Source organism: Marinifaba aquimaris (genome assembly GCF_013328345.1).
Taxonomy (GTDB): domain Bacteria; phylum Pseudomonadota; class Gammaproteobacteria; order Enterobacterales; family Alteromonadaceae; genus Marinifaba; species Marinifaba aquimaris.
Window position 1 is genome coordinate 133,789 of sequence record NZ_JABULX010000003.1, and the last position, 21,013, is coordinate 154,801.

Here is a 21,013-nt window from a genome sequence, read left to right on the forward strand (position 1 = left end):
ATACTATGTTAGGTCGATTGCGCGGTTTTACTTTTATTGAATTGGTCGTGGTGATTTTGCTGATTTCTATATTGGCAGTTACCGTGATCCCTCGCTTTTTAGATACCTCTGGGTTTGATCAGGTTACCTTCGAGCAAAGGCTAGTCGCGTTGTTAAGACTACAGCAGCTCAAAGCAATGCAACTGACCAACAATACTTGCCATCGCGTGTTAATTACCAATGAGAGATTTGGCGTGCCTTATGACGCAGCAGGTAAAGACTGCGTAGGTAATACGCTGCCCAGTGATTACACGTCTTTTTCTGATTTTGATAAAAGCCATTATGGTTTATCCACATTTGAAGTCACAGGTGCTGATGTAACCTTTTCTAATCACGATATTTATTTTAATAGCCTTGGCTGCCCCGCCCCTGCGGCAGGTGGAGCTTGTGGCAATACTGATGTTGCCATTACGATCACAGGCGAGAGCACCCGCCAAATCTGCATTGAAAGCCAAGGTTATATACATTATGGCAGTTGCGACAATGGTTAAATCCAAACAGCAGGGTTTTACCTTAATTGAATTGATTATAGGAATAGTGACAGTCAGTATTGCGCTGACGATTATTGTCCAAGTTATTATCCCACAAGCTACTCGCTCAGTTGACCCTATCTTCCAAGTGCGTGCCGCTGAATTAGGCCAAACATTACTGGAAGAGGTATCGGCTAAATCATTTGATGAAACCAGTACTCAAATTCTTGGTTCTGCTCGTTGTGGCGAAACCGGTTTAGGAGCAGGTGCATGTACAACTATTCCAACTGCTTGTCCAAGTTCAGGGTTAACCAGCGCAACAGAAGAAGCAAATCGAGTTGATTTTGATGATGTGGACGATTATCACTGCTTAACTTTACAAGGTGAAAGTTTAACTTTGGGAGATGGCTCAACGTTGAATGATGTTTACACCAATTTTAGTGCGCGTTTTGTTGTCACTTATGATGAAAATCTCGATGGCTCTTCGGCCAGTAGTGTTGAGCTTGCTAAACGCATCACTGTTTTTATTCAGCCCCCCGCAGGTGCAGAAATCGCCTTTTCGGTATACAGGTTTAATTACTAATGTATAAAAAAAGCCGAGCTTTCACCTTAGTCGAATTAGTTTTAGTGATTTTATTACTGGGTATTTCACTGGTTGGCGTAACGACAACGATAGGTTGGGGTACCCAAGTATATGTTGATGGCATCGATAGACAACGTATGCTGGAACAAAGCCGCTTTGTTATCGAACGTATCACCCGAGAATTGCGTTCAGCTGTACCTTACAGTGTCAGAATTAGCACATCTTGTATTGAGTTTGTGCCTATGATTGCCGGTAGTACTTATACTGACCTTGCTGTTACGCCTGCCTCTAGTAATACGATTAGCGCTTTACATGATAATAATTATAGCTTTTCTAGTGGCGATCAAATTTTACTCGGCTTAACGTCAACGATAGATGTTTATAACCCAATTGATAACACCCGAATTGACATGAACAATTACACCGTTAATGAGTCGGGGGTAATAGATACAGCCACTATCACCTTATCTGGCACGACATCATTTGCTGAACGATTCGAAGCGCTCAGCAATAAACCTAACCGCTATTACATTGCTAACCAAAGTGTCAGTTACTGTTTGAATTTCACCACAAATCAAATAAGACGATTCACCTCGACCATAAGTGCTAGCCAGCCCAATTTAGGTTCTGCATCGAGCACTGCGCTAATGGCTGAAGGTATCGTTAATACATCTGGTGCAACACCTGCGGTTTTTAGTTTTGCAGATATTGAGCAATCAACGGTGCAAATTTATTGGCAATTTGCCAGTGAAATTAATGAAGAGCCAATGATTTACTATCATCAAGTGAAGGTGAGTAATGCCAACTAATTTATTCAAAAAACAACAGGGTAGTGGCATTGTTCTCGCTATTTTTTTGATACTGGTGATGTCTTTGCTGGCAACCGCATTGATCAGGCAGCTTAGCTCGACTAATGAATCGGTTGCTGTTGAAGTATTTGGCACTCGCGCACTCATGGCTGCCAATATTGGAGTGGAAGTGATGGCCAGTAACCTTTTCCCTATTGATGCAACGGCGACTTCAAGTGATGACTTTGTTGCGCAAGCTTGCCCTGCTACTAACCCGATACAAGCGAATTTACCTGCTCAACAAGGGATGGAAAATTGCAGTTATTCTGTGAGCTGCGCGTTATTAGATGAAAACGTCAATAACCAATCTGTTCGCTTTTATCGCATTATTAGCCTAGGTCAATGCGATGTAGGTGATTGGCAGACATCAAGAACCGTTCAAGTAGAAGCTAAGGTGTTGTAATGAAAAAACTTGGGGGCTTATTACTCGTATTATTTTCTGCTTTGCAACATGCCTTTGCTGCTTGTCCCGCGAGCCCAAGTGTTGGCTATGTATCGTTAAATGAAATCGATTCAGAAGAAGAGTTCATCGAAGTTTATGTCAATCGCAATAATGTCGATATGTCAGGTTGGCAGCTCAAGGTTGTCGATAACGGCGATTTAAAAACTACGTATACCTGTGTTGGTGGTGCTTCTGCATGTAATAAAACCTATAACACAGGCGATATTGTGGTCTTTTCAAAGCAAGCGGGTAATAGCGCGAGTATTACGACTGCCATTAATGATGGTCACCTCACTGTCGATCAAAATTTGTTTTATGATCCGGACGAAGGGCTGGACGTCAAGGATGAAAAGATGGAGATCTTATTAGAAGATTCCACCGGTGGTATGGTCAGCTATATGCAGTTTCACCTAATCGACAAAAGCTTATACGCTGATTGTGCAACAGAAAACCCGAATGACACGATCATCTGGAACGGCCAATACAATGGCAATATCTGTGCAACGCCCGATAGTTCAAATAACTTTTGGTATTGTAATGATACTCCTGGTGAAGATAACGACGGCGTTGCACCTATCGAGTTGGCGCAGTGTTCGGATGTTTTCCCTGGTGATTACACTGAAAAAACGACTGATATTTTACAGAATATCCCGCCGATGTCTGACTTTGCTCCTATCTCTATTTTTCCATCAAGCACGACCTTTATTCGTGGCGAACAAGGGTATTTAAACAATGCAATAACTGATGCAACTTATACTGTTGCCGCTGGCACGGGCAGTGCAGTGGTTTATGTATATGGCTCGCTTGATCTGAATAATATTAATATGAACATTGGTGGTGATGCAGAAGATTTGATCTTGGTTGTAGATGGTACGCTGTCTATTCGAAATCTCAATCGCGGTAGTGCGATGACCATCAATGCCTTGATATACGCTACAGGTGATATTGAACTAAATGCAGACAAAGACGATATCAACATCGTGGGTGCTGTTCGAACTGCTCAAGGCAGTTCGACGGGGATTCTTGAGAGCCGTGGCGGTAAAGTCAATATTACTTACGACCCTGAAGCGATAGAAAATGCTGACTTTGGTGATTTATGTGATAACACGCCTACCGCTCAATGTCCTTTAAGCCCATTAGCTGACACTGTCAGAATTAATGAAGTGAACAAAGATGAAGATTGGATTGAGCTTTATATCAATAATGCCACTAATTTGAGTATGGCTAATTGGCACATAGATGGAAATGGTCGAGGCAGTAGCACTGAAGTTGACTATTACTGCACTAGTGCAGATGGATGTGCCAATCAAACTTTTGATACTGGCGATTTTGTTGTTGTCGCAAGTTCAATAACAGGCTCTGTACTTGAGGCGACTCAAGGGGCTAGCCCCTCTCTCGTTCAAGGACAAAATTTATTTGTTTATGATGACTTGGCTATGCATAACAATACGCAAGAGATCATCTTATTTGATTACAATGGTGAAATGATTCATTACTTGCGTTATGAAACGGGGACTTACAGTCCTGAATTTGGTGAGTGTGCAATTGAAAACCCTGATAACTCTGTAATCATTGCACCGCCAAGTGGTGGTGAAGAGGGTGTGTGTACTATTCCTGATGGCAGTAATGATCCGAATGATTGGGATAAAAATTGTGATTCAACCCCAGGTGATCCAAACAAGGAAATTGGTGATGATGTTGATCACTATGAAGTCGTTTTACCGGTAACCAGCTCATCGGTTTGCACTGATCAAACTATTGTCGTTAGAGCTTGCATCGACGCAGATTGCAACCTGTTTGATGCATCAACGGATGCTACCTTGTTCAAGTTAGTCGACAGTACTCGTACCGATTTAGACTCTAATGCTTTTACTGGCTTTAAAAGTTACACATTAAGCCAAGATATCCCAACGGTTGTGACTTTTGGCTTAGATAATTTAAACCCTGACGCTACAGTGGTCTGTGAGGATACTTTGGGTAATGTGTTGAGTCCATGTCAAATTGATTTCACAACGGATATCGCTTTTGCTTGGCAGGCTAATACCTACCAAGGGCAATCCTGTAATACACAAAATACAACGTTAAAAGCAAAGTACTACGATGAATCTGATCAACAGTGCCGAGATTTAGAGGGCAGTTTAGATGTTGATTTCAGTTTTGCATATGCAAGCCCGGCATCAGGTACTGAAGACTTGACGTTAACATCAGGCGCATCGAGTATTGCGCTCGTTGAGGGGGGGAGTCAAAGCCTAAATGTGATGTTTGGAGCGGCTGTAACCGATAATATTACAATGAGTTATGCCGATGCAGGTTTGTTGCAGGTTACTGCAGCTAAAACGGGCACTAATCCGAGTTATGATTCAGATGTGGTCGATGTTGCCTTTTACCCACAAGCGTTAATGCTAGAAATTACCTCAGGAAAAAAAGCGACAGGGGATATAGTCGCAGGAGATACTTTTGACTATGAAATTAACGCTTATTGTTCGGTTGGCGGTGTCATTTCAACTGAGTTACCCAATTACCAACCAACTTCGCTTACCCTGACGCACCAATTACAAACCGGCACTAATAGTGCTGAGTTTATCTATCGCTCAGGGGCTTCACTTATGACAGTTTCGACAACTGCTACTACTCAAGGTATAGCCACAACTACCACATTTAATAGTGCTTATTTCAGTGAATATGGACGTTTTCGTATTCAAGCCGATGAAAGTGATTATTTAGGCTTGGGTATTGGTATTTCTGGCATATACGCAGATTTCCCACTCAATTCTGCAGAGCTACCGACTAACTCAGGTAAGTTCATTGCTCACGATATACAAGTTGCACTTGAAACAGAGGGTAACTTTGACCCCTTTGGTTCGATGGATATTGGCGCAGGTACCAATGATTTTAACTATTTAGCGAATGAGTTTGGATACGGTAATCAAAACCCTGAACTAAGAATCAAAGCTTTTAGCAGTATTGACGATAGCGGTGACCTTAGGCAGTTGAGAAACTATTTTCAATCTAGTGACCCTTCTGTCTCACTCACTGCAATAGCTACTAGTGGTAACCTGACTTCAACTTTAACTGAAGTGGGAATCGATTTTGATCAGGCAAGCGATCATGCCACCACGGGCGAATACATTTATATTCTTAGTGATGATGATGTTTATCAATTTGAAAAAAATGCGGCTAGTGCTCAAGCACCTTTTATCTCCGATATTGATATCCAACTGGCTGCAGATGATTATCAAGATCAAGATGGTGTGACCAACGCCACGGCATTTGATTTTGATACAAGTGGTATGCAGATGATTGATGGTCGACTTTATGTACAAAACGCATCTGATGTAGCAGGTGGCAGTGCCGATATTCGCGCTATGATGCAGTATTTCGATGGCACGCAGTGGCAAGTGAGCACAGGAGATACGGGTTTAACTGCTAGCACTATCGCTGATGATGCATTTACAGCCAGCCCGGTAAGAGACAATTCAACCAACCCTTTTGATGTCACCATTAGTGATGCTTCGGGCACAATCAGTAATGTTGAAGCAAGTTGGGATAATCAATGTGTCGATGGCTTATTTGATTTTGTCTTCGATCATCAAAATAGTGCCACCACAGGCGGACAAATTGAAATATTTTGGGATACCAGTAAGTTCCCTGAATATATGCACTATGGTTGGAATGCAACTGACTTAACTGCTCCACTTAATACCCGTGTTGCTTTTGGTAAAAAACGGGGTAATGACAGGATTATTTCATGGCGTGAAATCAATTAATACGCCTTTGAAACCGCTGATTTTAAGCGCAATTTAGATTCGTTCAGTTTATTGCAAACAAAGCGTAACCATTGCTTGCCGAAAGCGGTAGCGCTTGGTAAAGTTAATGCAATCTACCTTCTTATAGTTCTAATAATACAGGGAAGCTCCCTACATGTTAAAAAAATTACGTGGTATGTTCTCGAACGACCTATCTATTGATTTAGGTACGGCCAATACCCTGATTTATGTAAAAGACGAAGGCATCGTCTTAAATGAACCTTCAGTAGTAGCTATTCGTCAAGAGCGCGCTGGTGGTCAAAAGTCTGTAGCGGCAGTAGGTACGGCAGCAAAACAAATGTTAGGTCGTACGCCGGGCAATATTAAAGCGATTCGTCCGATGAAAGACGGTGTAATTGCCGACTTCTATGTAACTGAAAAAATGTTGCAGTATTTCATTAAGCAAGTTCACAGTAACAATGTTTTACGTCCAAGTCCTCGTGTTTTAATTTGTGTGCCATGTGGTGCAACACAAGTTGAAAAACGTGCTATTCGAGAATCAGCACTAGGTGCTGGTGCACGTGAAGTTTACCTAATTGAAGAACCTATGGCAGCTGCAATTGGTGCAGGCATGCCGGTATCAGAAGCGACGGGATCTATGGTTGTTGATATCGGTGGTGGTACAACAGAAGTAGCCGTTATTTCATTAAACGGTGTGGTTTATTCTTCTTCTGTTCGTATTGGCGGTGATAAATTTGATGAAGCGATCATCTCTTACATTCGTCGTAACTTTGGTAGTTTAATTGGTGAGGCAACGGCTGAGCGCATTAAGCACCAAATTGGTTCTGCTTACCCGGGTGACGAAGTAAAAGAAATCGAAGTTCGTGGTCGTAACGTTGCTGAAGGTGTTCCAAGAAGTTTCACACTGAACAGCAATGAAATTTTAGAAGCACTTCAAGAGCCACTACAAGGCATTGTGAGTGCCGTTATGGTTGCACTAGAACAATCGCCACCAGAGCTTGCATCAGATATTTCTGAGCGCGGTATGGTTTTAACAGGCGGTGGTGCATTATTAAAAGATTTAGATCGCTTATTAATGGAAGAAACGGGCATACCTGTTGTTATTGCTGAAGACCCTCTCACTTGTGTAGCTCGTGGTGGTGGTAAAGCTATTGAAATGATAGATATGCACGGTGGCGACTTATTCTCTTATGACTAAGTCGTTTCGACCAGAGTAGTTAAAAGATATTTTTATTAAGCCGGGGTCTCCCGGCTTTGTCGTACTTATAAAACAACTAAAATACGCGCATGACACCTTTGTTTGGTCGTGGACCATCTTTGCAAGCAAGATTAATTATTGCCACCGTTTTGTCTGTGGTATTGATCTTTGTTGACCATAAAATGGATGGTTTCCAGAAGGTTCGAGTGGTTCTTAATTCTATGGTTAGTCCACTGCAATATGCGGCTAACTTACCTAAAGCTTTACTCGATTGGAGTGCTGAGTCACTGGCGTTTCGCCAATCATTAATCAATGATAATCAGGCGCTAAAACAAGATGTGCTGCTGTTAAATGAGAAATTACAGCGCATGGACTTTGTTGAACGCGAGAATCAACGGTTAAGAGCACTATTGAAGTCTCCTGTCCGTGGTGAAGCCGATAAAATGGTCGCCGAGGTTATGTCGGTAGAAACCAATCCGAACTCGCATCAAGTTTTAATTAATCGCGGCTTGTTACACGGTGTGTTTGAAGGCCAGCCTGTACTCGATGCCTCAGGTATTGTTGGCCAAGTTGTCAATGTGGGGTCAACTACCAGTCGAGTATTACTCATTTCTGATATTACTCATGCCATTCCTCTTCGTATTGCGCGTAACTCGGTAAGAGTGACTGCAGCCGGTTCAGGCTTGCTCGATCGCATGGATTTACAACACGTGCCGCACAGCACTGATATCGTCGAAGGCGATGAGTTAGTGAGTTCTGGCTTGGCGGGAGTGTTCCCTGAAGGTTATCCGGTTGCGAAAGTTACGCGTATCACGCGTAACAAGAGTTTACCTTTCTCGCAAATCAGGGTTGAGCCGATCGCTAAACTTGATCGTATCCGCTATTTACTATTGCTTTGGCCACCGCATTTGGAGCACAAGCCCAAGTTTGATGTACTGGAAGAATTGATAGATAAAGCCAGTGATGTAGCAGGAGAGAGCAATGACTAAACGGACCGCTATTATCTATCTGACGTTAATATTTGCCCTGATTCTAACGATATCACCTATGCCACCATCGATTGCTATTTACCGCCCAGATTGGGTACTGGTAGCTTTGATTTATTGGTGTATTGCATTACCAAATCGCGTCAATGTTGGTGTGGCTTGGGTATGCGGTTTGTTTGTCGATTTACTCATGGGTTATACCTTAGGTTCTCACGCATTAATTTTGGCACTGATCGCCTATATCGCGAGTGCCAACTTTTTACGAATTCGAAACTTCTCCGTCTGGCAGCAAGCCATTATTGTTGGCATGTTATCTTTGTTCTACCACTTAACTGATTATTGGGTAGCGCACTTTTTAACTGATGCCTTTTTCCAACCTGAGCTTATGTGGTCAGCATTAACTAGCATGTTAGTGTGGCCTTGGGCATTTGCACTGTTGAGAAAGCTCAGACGCACATTCAAGATTACTTAATATGATCATACTTGCTTCTCAATCTCCCCGTCGCCGAGAGTTATTGACCCAGCTAGGTGTTGAGTTCGAGGTACTCAGTGCTGACATTGATGAAACTGAATTAGCGGGTGAATCGCCAACTGATTTAGTGGTTCGATTAGCGGTTGAAAAGGCCAAAGCTGTACAGGCTAAAACACAAACCCAGCTTGCCGTGTTGGGATCTGATACTGTGGTTGTTAGCCCATCAGGTGAAGCTTTTGGTAAGCCGATAGACTTAGCCGATGCAACTCGCATGTTAAGTCAGTTATCAAACGCAACTCACAGTGTATTTACCGCGATTGCTATCGTTAAAGCTGAACGAGTTTGGACTGAGTTAGTCGAAACGAAAGTGTCATTTTGCCAATTAACCGAAAATGACATTCAAGCTTATTGGCAAAGTGGCGAGCCACAAGATAAAGCGGGCTCTTATGGTATTCAAGGTATTGGGGGCAAATTTGTTACCTCAATTGAAGGCAATTATTCTGCTGTTGTTGGCTTACCGCTTTATCATACCGATCAGTTATTGAAACAAATTAATGAAAACAAGGATAAGTCGTGAGCGCAGAGCTGCTAATTAATGTCACCCCAAGTGAAACACGTATTGCACTCGTTGAAAGTGGCAGCTTGCAAGAAGTGCATATTGAACGCCAAGCGAAAAAGGGTTTAGTTGGTAATATTTACTTAGGCAAAGTAAGTCGTGTACTACCAGGTATGCAGGCTGCGTTTGTTGATATTGGCTTTGAAAAAGCCGCATTTCTGCACGCATCAGACATTGCTATTGATAACCCTAAATTTGACAATAATGGTGTCAAATTGGTGCCAGATATTCAGCAATTAGTTCAAGAAGGCAAAAGCATTATGGTACAAGTGGTGAAAGACCCTCTTGGTACTAAAGGTGCGCGTTTAACGACGGATATTTCTGTTCCTTCTCGCTATTTGGTGTTTATGCCATCAGCCCAGCACGTTGGTGTATCGCAGCGCTTGGATTCAGACGCGGAAAGAGAACGCCTTAAAAATATTGTCACTGACTTATCTGACGATGATGGTAGTTTTATCGTAAGAACGGCTGCTGAAGGGGCGGGTGAAAAAGAAATTCGCCAAGACGCCGCATTTTTACGTCGTTTGTGGAAAAAAATTATCGAGCGTAAAAATCGCGGTATTCGTTATAGCTGCTTATATCAAGACTTAACGATGGAGTCTCGTGTCCTACGTGATTTTGTCGGTATGGAAATAGACCGTATTCGCGTCGATTCTAAACTTACCTTTAGCCAATTAACTGAGTTTACTAGCGAGTTTATTCCTGAAGTTGAAAATAAATTGGAATATTACCCGGGTGAACGCCCTATTTTTGATTTATTTGATGTGGAAGCTGAATTGCAAAGGGCGTTAGAGCGCAAAGTGGAGTTAAAGTCAGGTGGTAGTTTAATTATTGACCAAACTGAAGCGATGACGACCATTGATATTAACACCGGTGCCTATGTTGGTCATCGCAATTTAGAAGACACTATTTTCAGTACCAATATTGAAGCGTCTCAAGCCATTGCAAGACAATTAAGGCTGCGCAATTTAGGTGGCATCATTATTATTGATTTTATCGATATGCATAACGAAGACCACAAGCACAGAGTGCTATCGAGCCTTGAATCAGCACTTGGACGAGACAATGCCAAATTTACCGTGCATGGCTTTTCGGCATTGGGCTTGGTTGAAATGACCCGCAAAAGAACACGCGAAAGTCTTGAACATATTCTGTGTTCTGCTTGTCAAAGTTGTAACGGCCGCGGCGTGTTAAAAACGAATGAAACCATCTGCTATGAGATTTTACGTGAGATTGTTCGTGTCAATCGCGCTTATCAAGCTGACCGCTTTATTGTCTATGCTTCTCAGTCTGTAGCGGATTATTTGCTATCGGAAGAAACACACGCGCTAGGTGAGCTAGAATTATTTATTGGTAAGCAAATTAAAGTACAAGCAGAAGCGATGTACGGCCAAGAACAGTTTGACGTGGTAATGATGTAATGCAAGTAATGCAGTTAACAAACAAAGTTGTAAAATCAATGTGGATGTTTATCGCATCTGCTTTGGTTGTGTTAGCTGTTTTATTAACTTGCGTGCGCTTATTACTGCCTTCTTTAACCAGTTACAACCAAGCTATTTCTGGCTACCTTGAATCAAATTATGATTTGGATATTCAATTTGGGCACATTCAGGCAGGTTGGCATGGTAATGGTCCAACACTTCAGTTGGTTGACGTTGATTTTATTCAAAAAGAAGACGAAGCCATTGATGTCGAGCTAGCGAGCTTAAACATCGAAATTGATTTTTGGCGCAGTCTTTATCAAAGAGAAATTGTCGCAGATAACTTTGTTTTAGATGGCGTGGTGTTGGATATCAATTCGGCATTACTCAAACGTCAGGACGAACAACCTGCAGAGCAATCGGATGATATTACCGAGAGCTTATCACCACTGTTACTCAAGCATATTAAGCGATTTGATGTCACCAATAGTCGACTTAACTTTATCAAACCAAACGGTAAGCTCACTAAGCTGAATATTGAGAAGTTAAGTTGGAACAACCGCGGTACCCGGCACCAAGGTGTAGGAGCATTCTCTTTTGCCGCTTTAGATGCGGAATCGGTTAAGTTTATACTCGACTTGCACGGCACAGAAATGGCTGATTTATCAGGCCAGCTTTATGTGAATTCAATGGGGGTTAACTTAGCTGGTTTGCTCGCCGCTTTTTCCGATGATGCCGTATCTGATATTTACAGTCATGTTCCGTTTCAAGCTTGGTTAACGATTAAAGATGGTATGCCAGAAACATTTACTGGCCATATTCAACCAAAAGAGCTTCATCAGCATATTGCTAAGCCGAACCAGATTTCGTGGTTTAGTGAAGGAAAATCACACAGTTTAGCGGTTGATGGTGGCCAAGTTTACGGGCGTTATGATGAGTTAGGTTGGCGTTTCACGTTAAATGATTTGATCTTGGGTTCCGGTGATGAGTTTAGCCACCTCAATATTGACTGGGTTAAAAAATATGATCGCTCAACAATTAAAGTCAAACCAACAGAATTAAAAGCGTTGCTTTCGTTAGCTAACTTAGTTGATTTACCCGAAAACGTGCAAGATATGCTTGAAAGTGTCGACCAAGATATGCGATTGAGCTACTTGAGCGCAGAGTTAGACAATCACAAGCAATTCAAGTTACTTGCTGGACTCGATAACATAGGTTGGCAAGCTGTAGGTGATATACCTGGGCTGGATAATTGGAATTTAACCGTTGCAGTTAACAACCAAACTGCCATTGCTAATGTAGCAAGTAAGTCTGGCCAGTTATCATTACCTAGCTTATACGACAAACCGTTTGATATTGAGTTTGCTAAAACTCAGGTTATTGCTAATTGGAACCAAGTGGGTGAATTAACACCCGCTTGGTCAATTAAAGTGAGAGCGCTAGAAGCGCAATTGCCGCAAACAGAATTACTTGCTGAAGCTTTCATTGCGCCCAATGAGTTTAACGAAGTCGCCATGCAAATGTTTGCTGAAGTGGGTAAAAACAGTGCTGAAAATATTGAGCCTTTCTTACCGCGAAAAGCAATGGGGCAAGATGTTTATGACTATGTCGTGGGCGCACTTAAAGGTGGTTATGCTAAACATGCTCAAGCTTTATGGCAGGGGGCGTTTACCCATTATCCCTATACAGATAAACAAGGTGTTTTCTTAGCGGATATCAACATTGAAGAAGGGGTATTTAAGTTTCAACCTGACTGGCCTGTCGCAACTGATCTTGCATTAAAACTGAGTTTTGTTAATGACGGGTTATTTTTCTATTCAGAGCAAGCCACACTGCTAGACGCTGAGCTGGTTAAACTTGACGCCAGTATCGAAGAATTAATTGGTGAAGCAGACCTTAAACTTTACGCAGATATTAAAGCGACAGGTCAAGCGGCAACTGAAGTGATGCAGGCGAGTATGTTGGCCGATTCAGTTGGTGCTGCGCTATCTGAAATTCGTATTTCAGGTGATATTCAAGCCAATTTACAACTTTTAGTGCCGTTAGCTTCTGATAATGAGCTATCTGTTAAAGGCCATGTCGACTTTGCGCAAAACCCAATAAACATTAAAGCACCAGACTTTAATTTCACTCAAGTAACTGGCCGATTGCATTATGACATGGACAAGCTCAATGCTGACGGTATTACTTTTTCTTGGGGTCATGCTCCATTTAAAACTGATGTTACTGCTCAACAAACAGTGGACGGTTATAAAATAAAACTGGACTTAGGTTCAAGCTGGCAAGCCCAGCCACTTATCAAGGACTACTTGTTTAGCAATATGGCCGGGCGGACAAAAGGTCAAATTGACTGGCAAGGTGAATTGTTAATGACAATTCCAAAAGACGGTTTTAACTATGAATTTACCGGTGAATTTGACCTGGCTGAAGTAGAGCTAGATTTACCTGAGCCTTACTTTAAGCCTGTGGGTCAAGCCAAGCGTTTGGTGTTAACCGCTGATGGTGATGATAAAGTTACTCGTGTTCATGCTCATATTGGCAAGAACTTAAAGTTTGATGGGGTGATACCCTATGAGCAGTCGCGATTCACTCGTGCTTATTTAGTACTGGGAGAGGAGCAGCTAGGTGCACCAGGTCAGGGTTTTAACATTGCTATTCACCAAGATAAGATGGTGGTTGATGACTACATCAGTTTTGTTAACGATTTAGTGGCCGATATTAAAGCTCAGCCAACTAACCCTGATGATGCAGATAAGCCACCTATTCTCAGTAAGCCTCGTCGGGTGAGAGGGCAAGTAGAAGCGGTTGAATTAGGCCCCTTAGTATGGGGTGCGACTGATTTTAATATTCGTTCAAATGAAGATATCTGGTTGTTAAAACTAACGAGCCCTGAATTCAGAGGTCAGTTAGAAGTCAGCGAAGATTGGATGGGGCAGGGGGTAGTTGTAGACGCTGATTACTTTAATGTCACGCCTAAGCCAGCATCAACTGAGAAATCGACTAAAGAACAAGAACTTGAAGTAGCTCAGGCTATTTATGATCAGTTACCTCCCGTTACTTTTGATTGTCAGCGCTGTGAATGGGAAACCTTACCGCTTGGCTCCATTGCCTTAAATGTATCGAGAGATAACAATCAAGTACAAGTTAATGACTTCCGACTAAAGTACAAAAAGAATGTTGTTGAAGGTAACGGCGAATGGATACTGGAAAACGGACAAAATAAAACATCTACAGTCGGTACTGTAAAAAGCGATGATATTGGTGCTTGGGCGAGAAGTTATGATTTTACCTCTCCTGTAAAAGATAGTAACTTTGAATCAAACTTTGAATTGAGCTGGCAGAGTACTCCATACAATCTGGATTTAGTCAGTTTAAATGGTGAGCTTAAAGGCAAGCTAGGAGAAGGGCATTTAAGCGAAGTATCGGATAAAGGCGCACGTGTATTTTCTGTTCTGAGTTTAGACTCTCTGGTAAGAAAGTTAAGACTGGATTTTAGAGACGTATTTAATAAAGGCCTTTTCTATAACTCGATGCAAGGCACAATGCAGGTCAATAACGGTGTTGTCAGTACCCAGGATACCGTGATGAATGCTATAGCTGGCAATATGAATATTCAGGGCCAAACGAACCTGACAACACAGGCGATTAATTACAATATTAGCTTTGCCCCTAAAGTGACTTCCAGTATTCCACTGATTGTCGCTTGGATGGTCAACCCGGTGGCTGGAGTTGCTGCATTGGCCATTGACAAAACATTAGAATCGGCAGAAGTGATTTCCAAATTAGAATTTAAGATCACAGGTACTATTTACGAGCCTTTAATTGACGAAACTGGCCGGGTAAGTCGCGAGGTTCAGTTATCTGGCGAAGAAAGTCCGACAATGAAATCAGTCCCGACTCTTGATACCGCTCCTCCTGAGCAGCCTTTTGATCAACTTCCTTTACCGCCAGATTCTGAGATATAAGCATGCCACCAAGTTTATCAGCTGTTGCTTTGCAAATGAGTTCTGTTCCTGATGTAGCAGAAAATATGGCACAAGTTGAACAACTACTTAGTCAGTTGAACCCTGCAGAACACACTATTGTGGTGTTACCGGAATGTTGGGCGATGTTTGGTGGCAAAGACAAAGCTCAACTCAATATTGCAGAGCCGCTTGAAAATGGTCCGATTCAGACATTTTTGAGCCAACAAGCTAAACAACACAGTATTTGGTTGGTCTCTGGAACCATTCCTATTTTATCGACTGAACCAGGCAAGTTTTATGCTTGCTGTATTGTTTATAGCCCCGATGGAAAAGCGGTTTGCCATTATAATAAAATCCACTTGTTTGATGTCCAAGTAGCGGATAACACGGGACAATATCTTGAAAGTGCGACTACCACTGCTGGCCAACACATATGTTGTTTTGACACTCCGTTTGGCAAAGTTGGAGTAGCGGTGTGTTATGATTTACGTTTCCCAGAGCTATTTCGTTTAATGCAATCAGCGGGCGCAGATGTTATTTGTTTGCCAAGCGCTTTTACCAAAGTCACGGGTGATGCCCATTGGCAACCTTTGTTGCAAGCCAGAGCTATAGAGAATCAAGTGTTTGTGATTGCCGCGAATCAAACTGGTGAACACGCCAACGGCCGACAAACTTGGGGTCATAGTATGGTCATTAACAGCTGGGGCGAAGTGATGTGCAATCAAGAAGATAAAGTTGGATTATGCCAACAACAAATTAATTTTACAGACTTGCAAACAACGCGAGAAAAGATGCCTAATTTAGCGCATCGACAATTTAAGGTAGTTGAACAACTATGAGCCAAGTAGAGCAAAATTTATTAACTTCTAGCCAATTAGAGCAAGACACATTGGCTGATATTTTGACGTATATGCACCAAAGGCAGCTGGATTATAGCGACTTATATTTTCAAGCCAGTCAGCATGAAACTTGGGTACTAGAGGATGGTATTGTTAAAGAAGGCAGTTTCAACATCGAGCGTGGTGTAGGTGTACGTGCTGTTGACGGTGAGAAGTCTGGCTTTGCCTATTCGGATGAGATATCGCTTTCGGCATTAAAAGCCGCGGCAGAAGCAGCAAGAAGTATTTCAGCGACGGATAATAGCTTCCAAGTAAAAGCATTTAAGCAAACTAAAGCTCACGATAGCTTCAAGCTTATCAACCCATTAGGCAGTTTAACGCCAGATCAAAAAATTAGTTTGTTAAAAGAAATTGAAGTTGTTGCCCGCGCACAAGATAAACGTGTTAAGCAAGTTATTGCCAGTATTAGTGGTGTCTACGAAGAAGTACTCGTTGCTGCAAGTGACGGTACTTATGCAATCGACGAAAGACCACTGGTCAGAATGAATTGTTCAGTCTTGGTCGAAGATGATGGAAAACGCGAACGTGCCAGCTCTGGTGGCGGTGGTCGTACTGATTATGCGTTTTTCTTTGAGCCGGTAAATGGCGTTGAGCGCTACAAAACATATGCAATTGAAGCTGTTCGACAAGCACTAGTTAATTTACACGCTATTGATGCGCCTGCTGGAACCATGCCTGTGGTGCTTGGAGCAGGTTGGCCAGGTGTGTTACTACACGAAGCTGTTGGTCATGGGTTAGAAGGCGACTTTAATCGAAAAGGCTCTTCTGCTTATTCCGGTCGTATTGGTGAACAAGTGGCTTCCAGCTTATGTACAATTGTTGATGATGGCACGTTAGCCAACCGCCGAGGTTCTTTAAATATCGATGATGAAGGTGTAGCTGGGCAATACAATGTGCTGATCGAAAATGGTACTTTAAAAAACTACATGCAAGATAAAATGAATGCGCGATTGATGGAGGTAGAACCGACGGGTAATGGTCGTCGTGAAAGCTATGCTCATTTACCTATGCCAAGGATGACTAACACTTATATGCTAGCAGGTGAGAGTGATCCAAAAGATATCATCGCATCGGTAGAAAAAGGTATTTATGCACCTAATTTTGGTGGCGGGCAAGTGGATATCACATCGGGTAAGTTTGTATTTTCTACATCTGAAGCATACTTGATTGAGAACGGTGAAATCACAACACCAGTAAAAGGCGCTACACTTATAGGTAATGGTCCAGATGCAATGGCAAAGGTGTCTATGGTCGGCAATGACCTGGCATTAGATGCAGGTGTTGGGGTATGTGGTAAAGATGGGCAAAGTGTTCCTGTTGGTGTTGGGCAGCCTAGTCTTAAAGTTGATGAGTTAGTAGTAGGTGGCACGCAGTAATCAACGCTTTAGTGTTAATTAAAGTGCAATGAGTGGTTGTTCAGCTACAAGATTAGTGAATTGAACGTATGTCTTTTGACATAATATGTCTAAAAGCTAAGCTTAATTCAAAAGACAAGTTTATAAGGATAAACAATGAGATTATTACTTGCGTTATTACTTCCTTGGTTACAGTTTTTTACTATAGGTCGTCCATTTGCAGGCATCATCTGTTTAATTTTACAGATCACATTAATTGGTTGGATACCTGCTGCAATTTGGTCCGTTTATGCGCTAAGCCAGTACAAAACAGACCAAAAAATTGAAAAAGCGATGCGTCGTTAATTTATTTGAAAGGCGCCTAAAAAGGTGCCTTTTTATTGTGCGAATATAAACTTCAGCGGTATGGCTAATCTGGCCTGCCAATCTTGCTCAGTATGGGCGGCCCCTATAAACACTCTTGTTTGCCAATTTTTGTGGTTATATCCCTTACCCTTTATCACTTTATCTGCTTTTAGTTGTAGCCTTGGATACATGGCATCTAACGTTTCTGTTCCATAATCAAAATAGAGCCTGTGACTTATTGGGCTAGGTAAATTTTGTTGCATGTAATTAAAAAATGTATCTGGAATTGGGTTGTTATCTTTTTGATGGTTACCGGGCCAATGGGTCGACATACAAGCTGCGGCTTTAAAGACGTTTGGGTATTCACTAATAGCATAAAGAGAAACCAAGCCTCCCATGCTTGAGCCCATAATAAATGTATTTTCTAAATCGTTATAAACATTGAAGTGTTGGTCAATATAAGGCTTTAATTCCATAGTGATAAACTTGAGATAGTTATCCGACTTTACTTTATCGGCAAATAACTTTCTGCCGTCTTTTCTATATGTTTGGTAGAGCTGGTTTTGTATAGATTCGTCTAGCTGATAAAAAGGCTTTTCAGGAAAGTACTCGTCATGCCTGTATTTACCCGCATTATGGATACCGATAACAATAAAATCTCTAGTTTCACCCGATTGCATCAATTTTGTGGCTGTTTCATCTACCCCCCATTCTTGATTGTTCCAGGTGATGTTTTTGTCGAACAACATTTGTCCATCATGCATATAAAGCACTGCAAACTTCTTGTTTGAGTTTGAGTAGTGGTTGGGGAGCCATACATCAATATCCCTATTACTGACCCATTTAGATTGAAAATCGGATAAGCGCTTTATTTGCCCTGAACTGACATTGGGTATTGGCTTAGGCTTAACCTGATTCAGGGATTGTGCTAACGCAGAGTTACAAAATAGGTAAAGTGCTAAAGCCGTTAAAATGAATGGATACATATCATAGATAAACCTTTGAGAGCGTATCTATTAACTGTATGTAATGGGACGTTTTATGCCACTAAAAAATCGTAACAGCCAGTAATGGCTGTTACGAGCATAAATACTTTGAACTAGATAATATTGATTTCTACTTGGTAAGTGTAAGAGAGAGAGCTTGGTAAATTAACATTAATTGTTAGTACACCAACTTGCTCTGTTACATCTGTAGTATCGAAAAACAGCCCTAAGTTGTAATTGCCAAATTCAACATTATCTTTGCTCACGCCTGTTGAGTTAGGGACTTCAATACTCGCTTGGGCAGAACCAATCGAAGCACTAATTTCAATTGTGGTACCCGCAGGTAAAATTTGATCTGCAAAATCTGCATGTGTCAGGGTCAAATTGGTAATGGTATTAGCTGATACTTGCAGTGCTGACGTTGTGAGTGAGCCTGACTCATTGGATAATAATACCGCTGATGTATCATCGCGTGTTAGTCTTAGTTTCGGGTTTGAGCCCGATGTGATAATAAGTTGCTGAGTGCGAAGTTGTATACGTGCTACTTCACCACAGCCGGCAGCACAGTTAGGTCCATTGAATAGCCCATCGGCAGGGGTAAATACACCATCATCATTGAAGTCTTCGAAATCTTCGCCTAAATCGTAACTACCATTTTCGTTTTCGTCTAAAAAGGCCTCGGCTAAATCTTCAAAAGGTTCATCAGCGTCTCGAACGCCATTACCATTGATATCCGTGAAGGCTTCATGACCAATTGCCGTTGCTAAAATACCAACGCGGTGATCATCTGGTTCAATTGCCGAACTCGTCCAAGTCACGGTACAAGCGACCCCTTCGATTACACAACTAGCATCGATTATGCCCGCTTCGGCAGTAAACAGGACACTCGTGCCTGAAGTGATAACGTTACCTTTGAAGTCACTGGCATAGACGGTCAGTTCTGTTGTCGTCCCTGCTCGAGTGGCTGCCTCAACATTGAATGTTGAAGCGGCAATATTGAAATTATCTTGTGACGCCATCCCCGTACTGATAACGAGTAACCCTGATTGAGTTTTAAGTTGTTCGCCACCATCTAAGGTTGCAACAGCTTCGACTACCGTTGTTAATGGTACAGAACCTGCGTTCACTTGTGTTGTGACAAAACCTTGAGAGTTTGTTTGGGCTGTAGCTGGTGAAATACTCAAACCACCTACACTCGATGGTGTTGAAAAGCTAACAGGCACTTGAGCGAGGGGATTACCAAGTGAATTGACTAACTGAAAAGTGAGTGTTGAGTTTTCAGATACACCGACACCACCTGCGCCTTTGAGGGCGATTTGTTCAGGGTTAGCTGAGACAAAAACAAATGAGCCTTGAGTATCAGGTAAAATAGTTAAACTGCGATTTACCGTGTAAGTTTGGTTGTTAACTTGTACCGATGCCGTTAGGGTATCAATTTGGCTTGCCGAGCCAGAGCAGCTGACGTCTTGGTATGTTGCAAATGCTTCGCCATTTATTGTAGTAACTGGGCTGTCAATAGTTGCATCTGTTGCAGATACACACACTGAGTTGAAGTTTACGGTTAGCGCATCCGTTAACCTTTCTTTTACTTGTTGTCCGCTTTCTAGCAATCTTGTCTGCTGAACACCTAACTGAATACCTAAACTTGCCCCGGTATTTATTTCAACGTTACTTTGCTCTGCTGAGAAACCATTAAAACCTATGGTATTAGGATAAAAAATACTAGGGTCATTACTGTCGTAGTAACCTAGCTCGATGGCAATGATATCTTCAACGGGTTCCGATGAAATGACGTCATAAGGACTGGAGTCAGTGAGTGTTTGGTTGTTATATGTAACAGACGCTTGCGCTAGGTAAGCGCCTAGATCTTCACTGGTTGGTGTAAAGCTGACACTGGCAATACCTGATGCAGATGTTAGGCTTGTCGTTGTGTCCAGTTCACCTTGTTGCACACTGAAAGTGACAATTTGACCTGAAATAGGATTCGATTCAGCATCACTTAAGGACGCGACAAGAGAGACCTCTTCACCGACAACTAATCTGCTTACTGCTTGGTTGTTTTTCTCAAAGTTAAAGTTGAAATTACCTGCTGGTAAGGTGCCAGAATCTCCAGCGATAAATTCAAATGCATAATCAACATCCAACAGGGTAAAATTAGCAGTTACGGCTCCAGATGAGAGGGTGTTATCAAAAGCCGTTAAATTAATTCGAGCATTGCCATCTTCATCGGTAAGTTTACTAGTCGCAGATAATGTACCTAGGTCTGTCGTAAAATTAATGGTCTCGTTGTCTTGTGGAATACCGCCTAAAGTAAGCTTGGCTTTGACAGTGATGATTTCATCTGCCGTAAACTGTCGACAGTTTTCACTACAGCGTTCAGATGTCATCGAGACGGTTAACTTGAGTTCGCCAAGGTTATCGGATTCTTTGCCTTTGGAGCTATCTGATGAGCCGTTACAGCCGACTAATAAAAAACTGAAGAGTGTTGTGAGTAAAACAAAGCATTTTGCAACTTGATTCACGTTATCTACCTTGATTATTTTAGGTTTTTTCTATGCTAGAAACTAAAGTTTATAGCATAGAGTGAATTTTGACTGCAAAATAAATGTTTCAAAATAGGT

Annotated in this window: 16 protein-coding genes; 14 read left to right on the plus strand and 2 right to left on the minus strand. The window is 42.0% G+C overall.

From position 1 onward, the window contains the following. The first annotated feature begins 5 nt into the window (after positions 1-5). The 14 genes from HR060_RS03215 (at position 6) to HR060_RS03280 (ending at position 17,406) form a co-directional block, all read left to right on the plus strand. Positions 6-530: a pilus assembly FimT family protein gene (locus HR060_RS03215; protein ID WP_174198832.1), complete on the plus strand. Its 525-nt coding sequence runs from the start codon at positions 6-8 to the stop codon at positions 528-530. Further along, positions 508-1,092, plus strand: a complete 585-nt coding sequence (locus HR060_RS03220) for a type IV pilus modification PilV family protein (protein ID WP_174198833.1) — start codon at positions 508-510, stop codon at positions 1,090-1,092. Before HR060_RS03215 ends, HR060_RS03220 begins: the two co-directional genes overlap by 23 nt. Next, complete coding sequence (locus tag HR060_RS03225) at positions 1,092-1,901, plus strand: prepilin-type N-terminal cleavage/methylation domain-containing protein (RefSeq protein WP_174198834.1); 810 nt, start codon at positions 1,092-1,094, stop codon at positions 1,899-1,901. Before HR060_RS03220 ends, HR060_RS03225 begins: the two co-directional genes overlap by 1 nt. Continuing rightward, entirely contained in the window at positions 1,891-2,343 is a 453-nt protein-coding gene (locus tag HR060_RS03230; protein ID WP_174198835.1) for a hypothetical protein, read from the plus strand. The genes HR060_RS03225 and HR060_RS03230 overlap by 11 nt, the downstream gene beginning before the upstream one ends. Then, a complete protein-coding gene (locus HR060_RS03235) occupies positions 2,343-6,149 on the plus strand; it encodes a DUF6701 domain-containing protein (RefSeq protein WP_174198836.1) in 3,807 nt (1,268 codons plus the stop codon). Before HR060_RS03230 ends, HR060_RS03235 begins: the two co-directional genes overlap by 1 nt. Positions 6,150-6,303: 154 nt before the next feature. After that, positions 6,304-7,347: a rod shape-determining protein gene (locus HR060_RS03240; RefSeq protein WP_174198837.1), complete on the plus strand. Its 1,044-nt coding sequence runs from the start codon at positions 6,304-6,306 to the stop codon at positions 7,345-7,347. 89 nt (positions 7,348-7,436) lie between these two features. Beyond that, complete coding sequence (gene mreC, locus HR060_RS03245) at positions 7,437-8,336, plus strand: rod shape-determining protein MreC (protein ID WP_174198838.1); 900 nt, start codon at positions 7,437-7,439, stop codon at positions 8,334-8,336. Then, positions 8,329-8,805, plus strand: coding sequence for a rod shape-determining protein MreD (gene mreD / locus HR060_RS03250; protein WP_174198839.1), 477 nt, complete (start codon positions 8,329-8,331; stop codon positions 8,803-8,805). The genes mreC and mreD overlap by 8 nt, the downstream gene beginning before the upstream one ends. A gap of 1 nt (position 8,806) precedes the next feature. After that, on the plus strand, positions 8,807-9,382 hold the full coding sequence (locus tag HR060_RS03255) for a Maf family protein (protein WP_174198840.1): 576 nt from the start codon (positions 8,807-8,809) through the stop codon (positions 9,380-9,382). Continuing rightward, complete coding sequence (gene rng / locus HR060_RS03260) at positions 9,379-10,842, plus strand: ribonuclease G (RefSeq protein WP_174198841.1); 1,464 nt, start codon at positions 9,379-9,381, stop codon at positions 10,840-10,842. The genes HR060_RS03255 and rng overlap by 4 nt, the downstream gene beginning before the upstream one ends. Continuing rightward, the gene (locus HR060_RS03265; RefSeq protein WP_174198842.1) at positions 10,842-14,807 is read left to right on the plus strand and encodes a YhdP family protein; all 3,966 of its coding nucleotides are present in this window, start codon (positions 10,842-10,844) and stop codon (positions 14,805-14,807) included. Before rng ends, HR060_RS03265 begins: the two co-directional genes overlap by 1 nt. 2 nt (positions 14,808-14,809) lie before the next feature. Next, entirely contained in the window at positions 14,810-15,646 is an 837-nt protein-coding gene (locus HR060_RS03270) for a carbon-nitrogen hydrolase family protein (RefSeq protein WP_174198843.1), read from the plus strand. Next, positions 15,643-17,082, plus strand: a complete 1,440-nt coding sequence (gene tldD / locus HR060_RS03275; RefSeq protein ID WP_174198844.1) for a metalloprotease TldD — start codon at positions 15,643-15,645, stop codon at positions 17,080-17,082. The genes HR060_RS03270 and tldD overlap by 4 nt, the downstream gene beginning before the upstream one ends. A 135-nt stretch (positions 17,083-17,217) precedes the next feature. Continuing rightward, positions 17,218-17,406 carry a YqaE/Pmp3 family membrane protein gene (locus HR060_RS03280; protein ID WP_174198845.1) on the plus strand — a complete coding sequence of 63 codons (189 nt, stop codon included), beginning with the start codon at positions 17,218-17,220 and terminating at the stop codon, positions 17,404-17,406. Between the two features lie 32 nt (positions 17,407-17,438). Here the strand turns inward: HR060_RS03280 and HR060_RS03285 are convergent, their stop codons facing one another. Together HR060_RS03285 and HR060_RS03290 are read right to left on the minus strand one after the other, a co-directional pair. Then, complete coding sequence (locus tag HR060_RS03285) at positions 17,439-18,392, minus strand: alpha/beta hydrolase (protein ID WP_174198846.1); 954 nt, start codon at positions 18,390-18,392, stop codon at positions 17,439-17,441. 113 nt (positions 18,393-18,505) lie between these two features. Then, the gene (locus HR060_RS03290; protein WP_174198847.1) at positions 18,506-20,914 is read right to left on the minus strand and encodes an Ig-like domain-containing protein; all 2,409 of its coding nucleotides are present in this window, start codon (positions 20,912-20,914) and stop codon (positions 18,506-18,508) included. Between the last annotated feature and the right edge of the window lie 99 nt (positions 20,915-21,013).

Bases quoted from the DNA above. Each gene is read 5' to 3' on its own strand.
- HR060_RS03215 (WP_174198832.1), top strand. From the start codon at position 6: ATGTTAGGTCGATTGCGCGGTTTTACTTTTATTGAATTGGTCGTGGTG.
- HR060_RS03220 (WP_174198833.1), top strand. From the start codon at position 508: ATGGCAGTTGCGACAATGGTTAAATCCAAACAGCAGGGTTTTACCTTA.
- HR060_RS03225 (WP_174198834.1), top strand. From the start codon at position 1,092: ATGTATAAAAAAAGCCGAGCTTTCACCTTAGTCGAATTAGTTTTAGTG.
- HR060_RS03230 (WP_174198835.1), top strand. From the start codon at position 1,891: ATGCCAACTAATTTATTCAAAAAACAACAGGGTAGTGGCATTGTTCTC.
- HR060_RS03235 (WP_174198836.1), top strand. From the start codon at position 2,343: ATGAAAAAACTTGGGGGCTTATTACTCGTATTATTTTCTGCTTTGCAA.
- HR060_RS03240 (WP_174198837.1), top strand. From the start codon at position 6,304: ATGTTAAAAAAATTACGTGGTATGTTCTCGAACGACCTATCTATTGAT.
- mreC (WP_174198838.1), top strand. From the start codon at position 7,437: ATGACACCTTTGTTTGGTCGTGGACCATCTTTGCAAGCAAGATTAATT.
- mreD (WP_174198839.1), top strand. From the start codon at position 8,329: ATGACTAAACGGACCGCTATTATCTATCTGACGTTAATATTTGCCCTG.
- HR060_RS03255 (WP_174198840.1), top strand. From the start codon at position 8,807: ATGATCATACTTGCTTCTCAATCTCCCCGTCGCCGAGAGTTATTGACC.
- HR060_RS03265 (WP_174198842.1), top strand. From the start codon at position 10,842: ATGCAAGTAATGCAGTTAACAAACAAAGTTGTAAAATCAATGTGGATG.
- HR060_RS03270 (WP_174198843.1), top strand. From the start codon at position 14,810: ATGCCACCAAGTTTATCAGCTGTTGCTTTGCAAATGAGTTCTGTTCCT.
- tldD (WP_174198844.1), top strand. From the start codon at position 15,643: ATGAGCCAAGTAGAGCAAAATTTATTAACTTCTAGCCAATTAGAGCAA.
- HR060_RS03280 (WP_174198845.1), top strand. From the start codon at position 17,218: ATGAGATTATTACTTGCGTTATTACTTCCTTGGTTACAGTTTTTTACT.
- HR060_RS03285 (WP_174198846.1), bottom strand. From the start codon at position 18,392: ATGTATCCATTCATTTTAACGGCTTTAGCACTTTACCTATTTTGTAAC.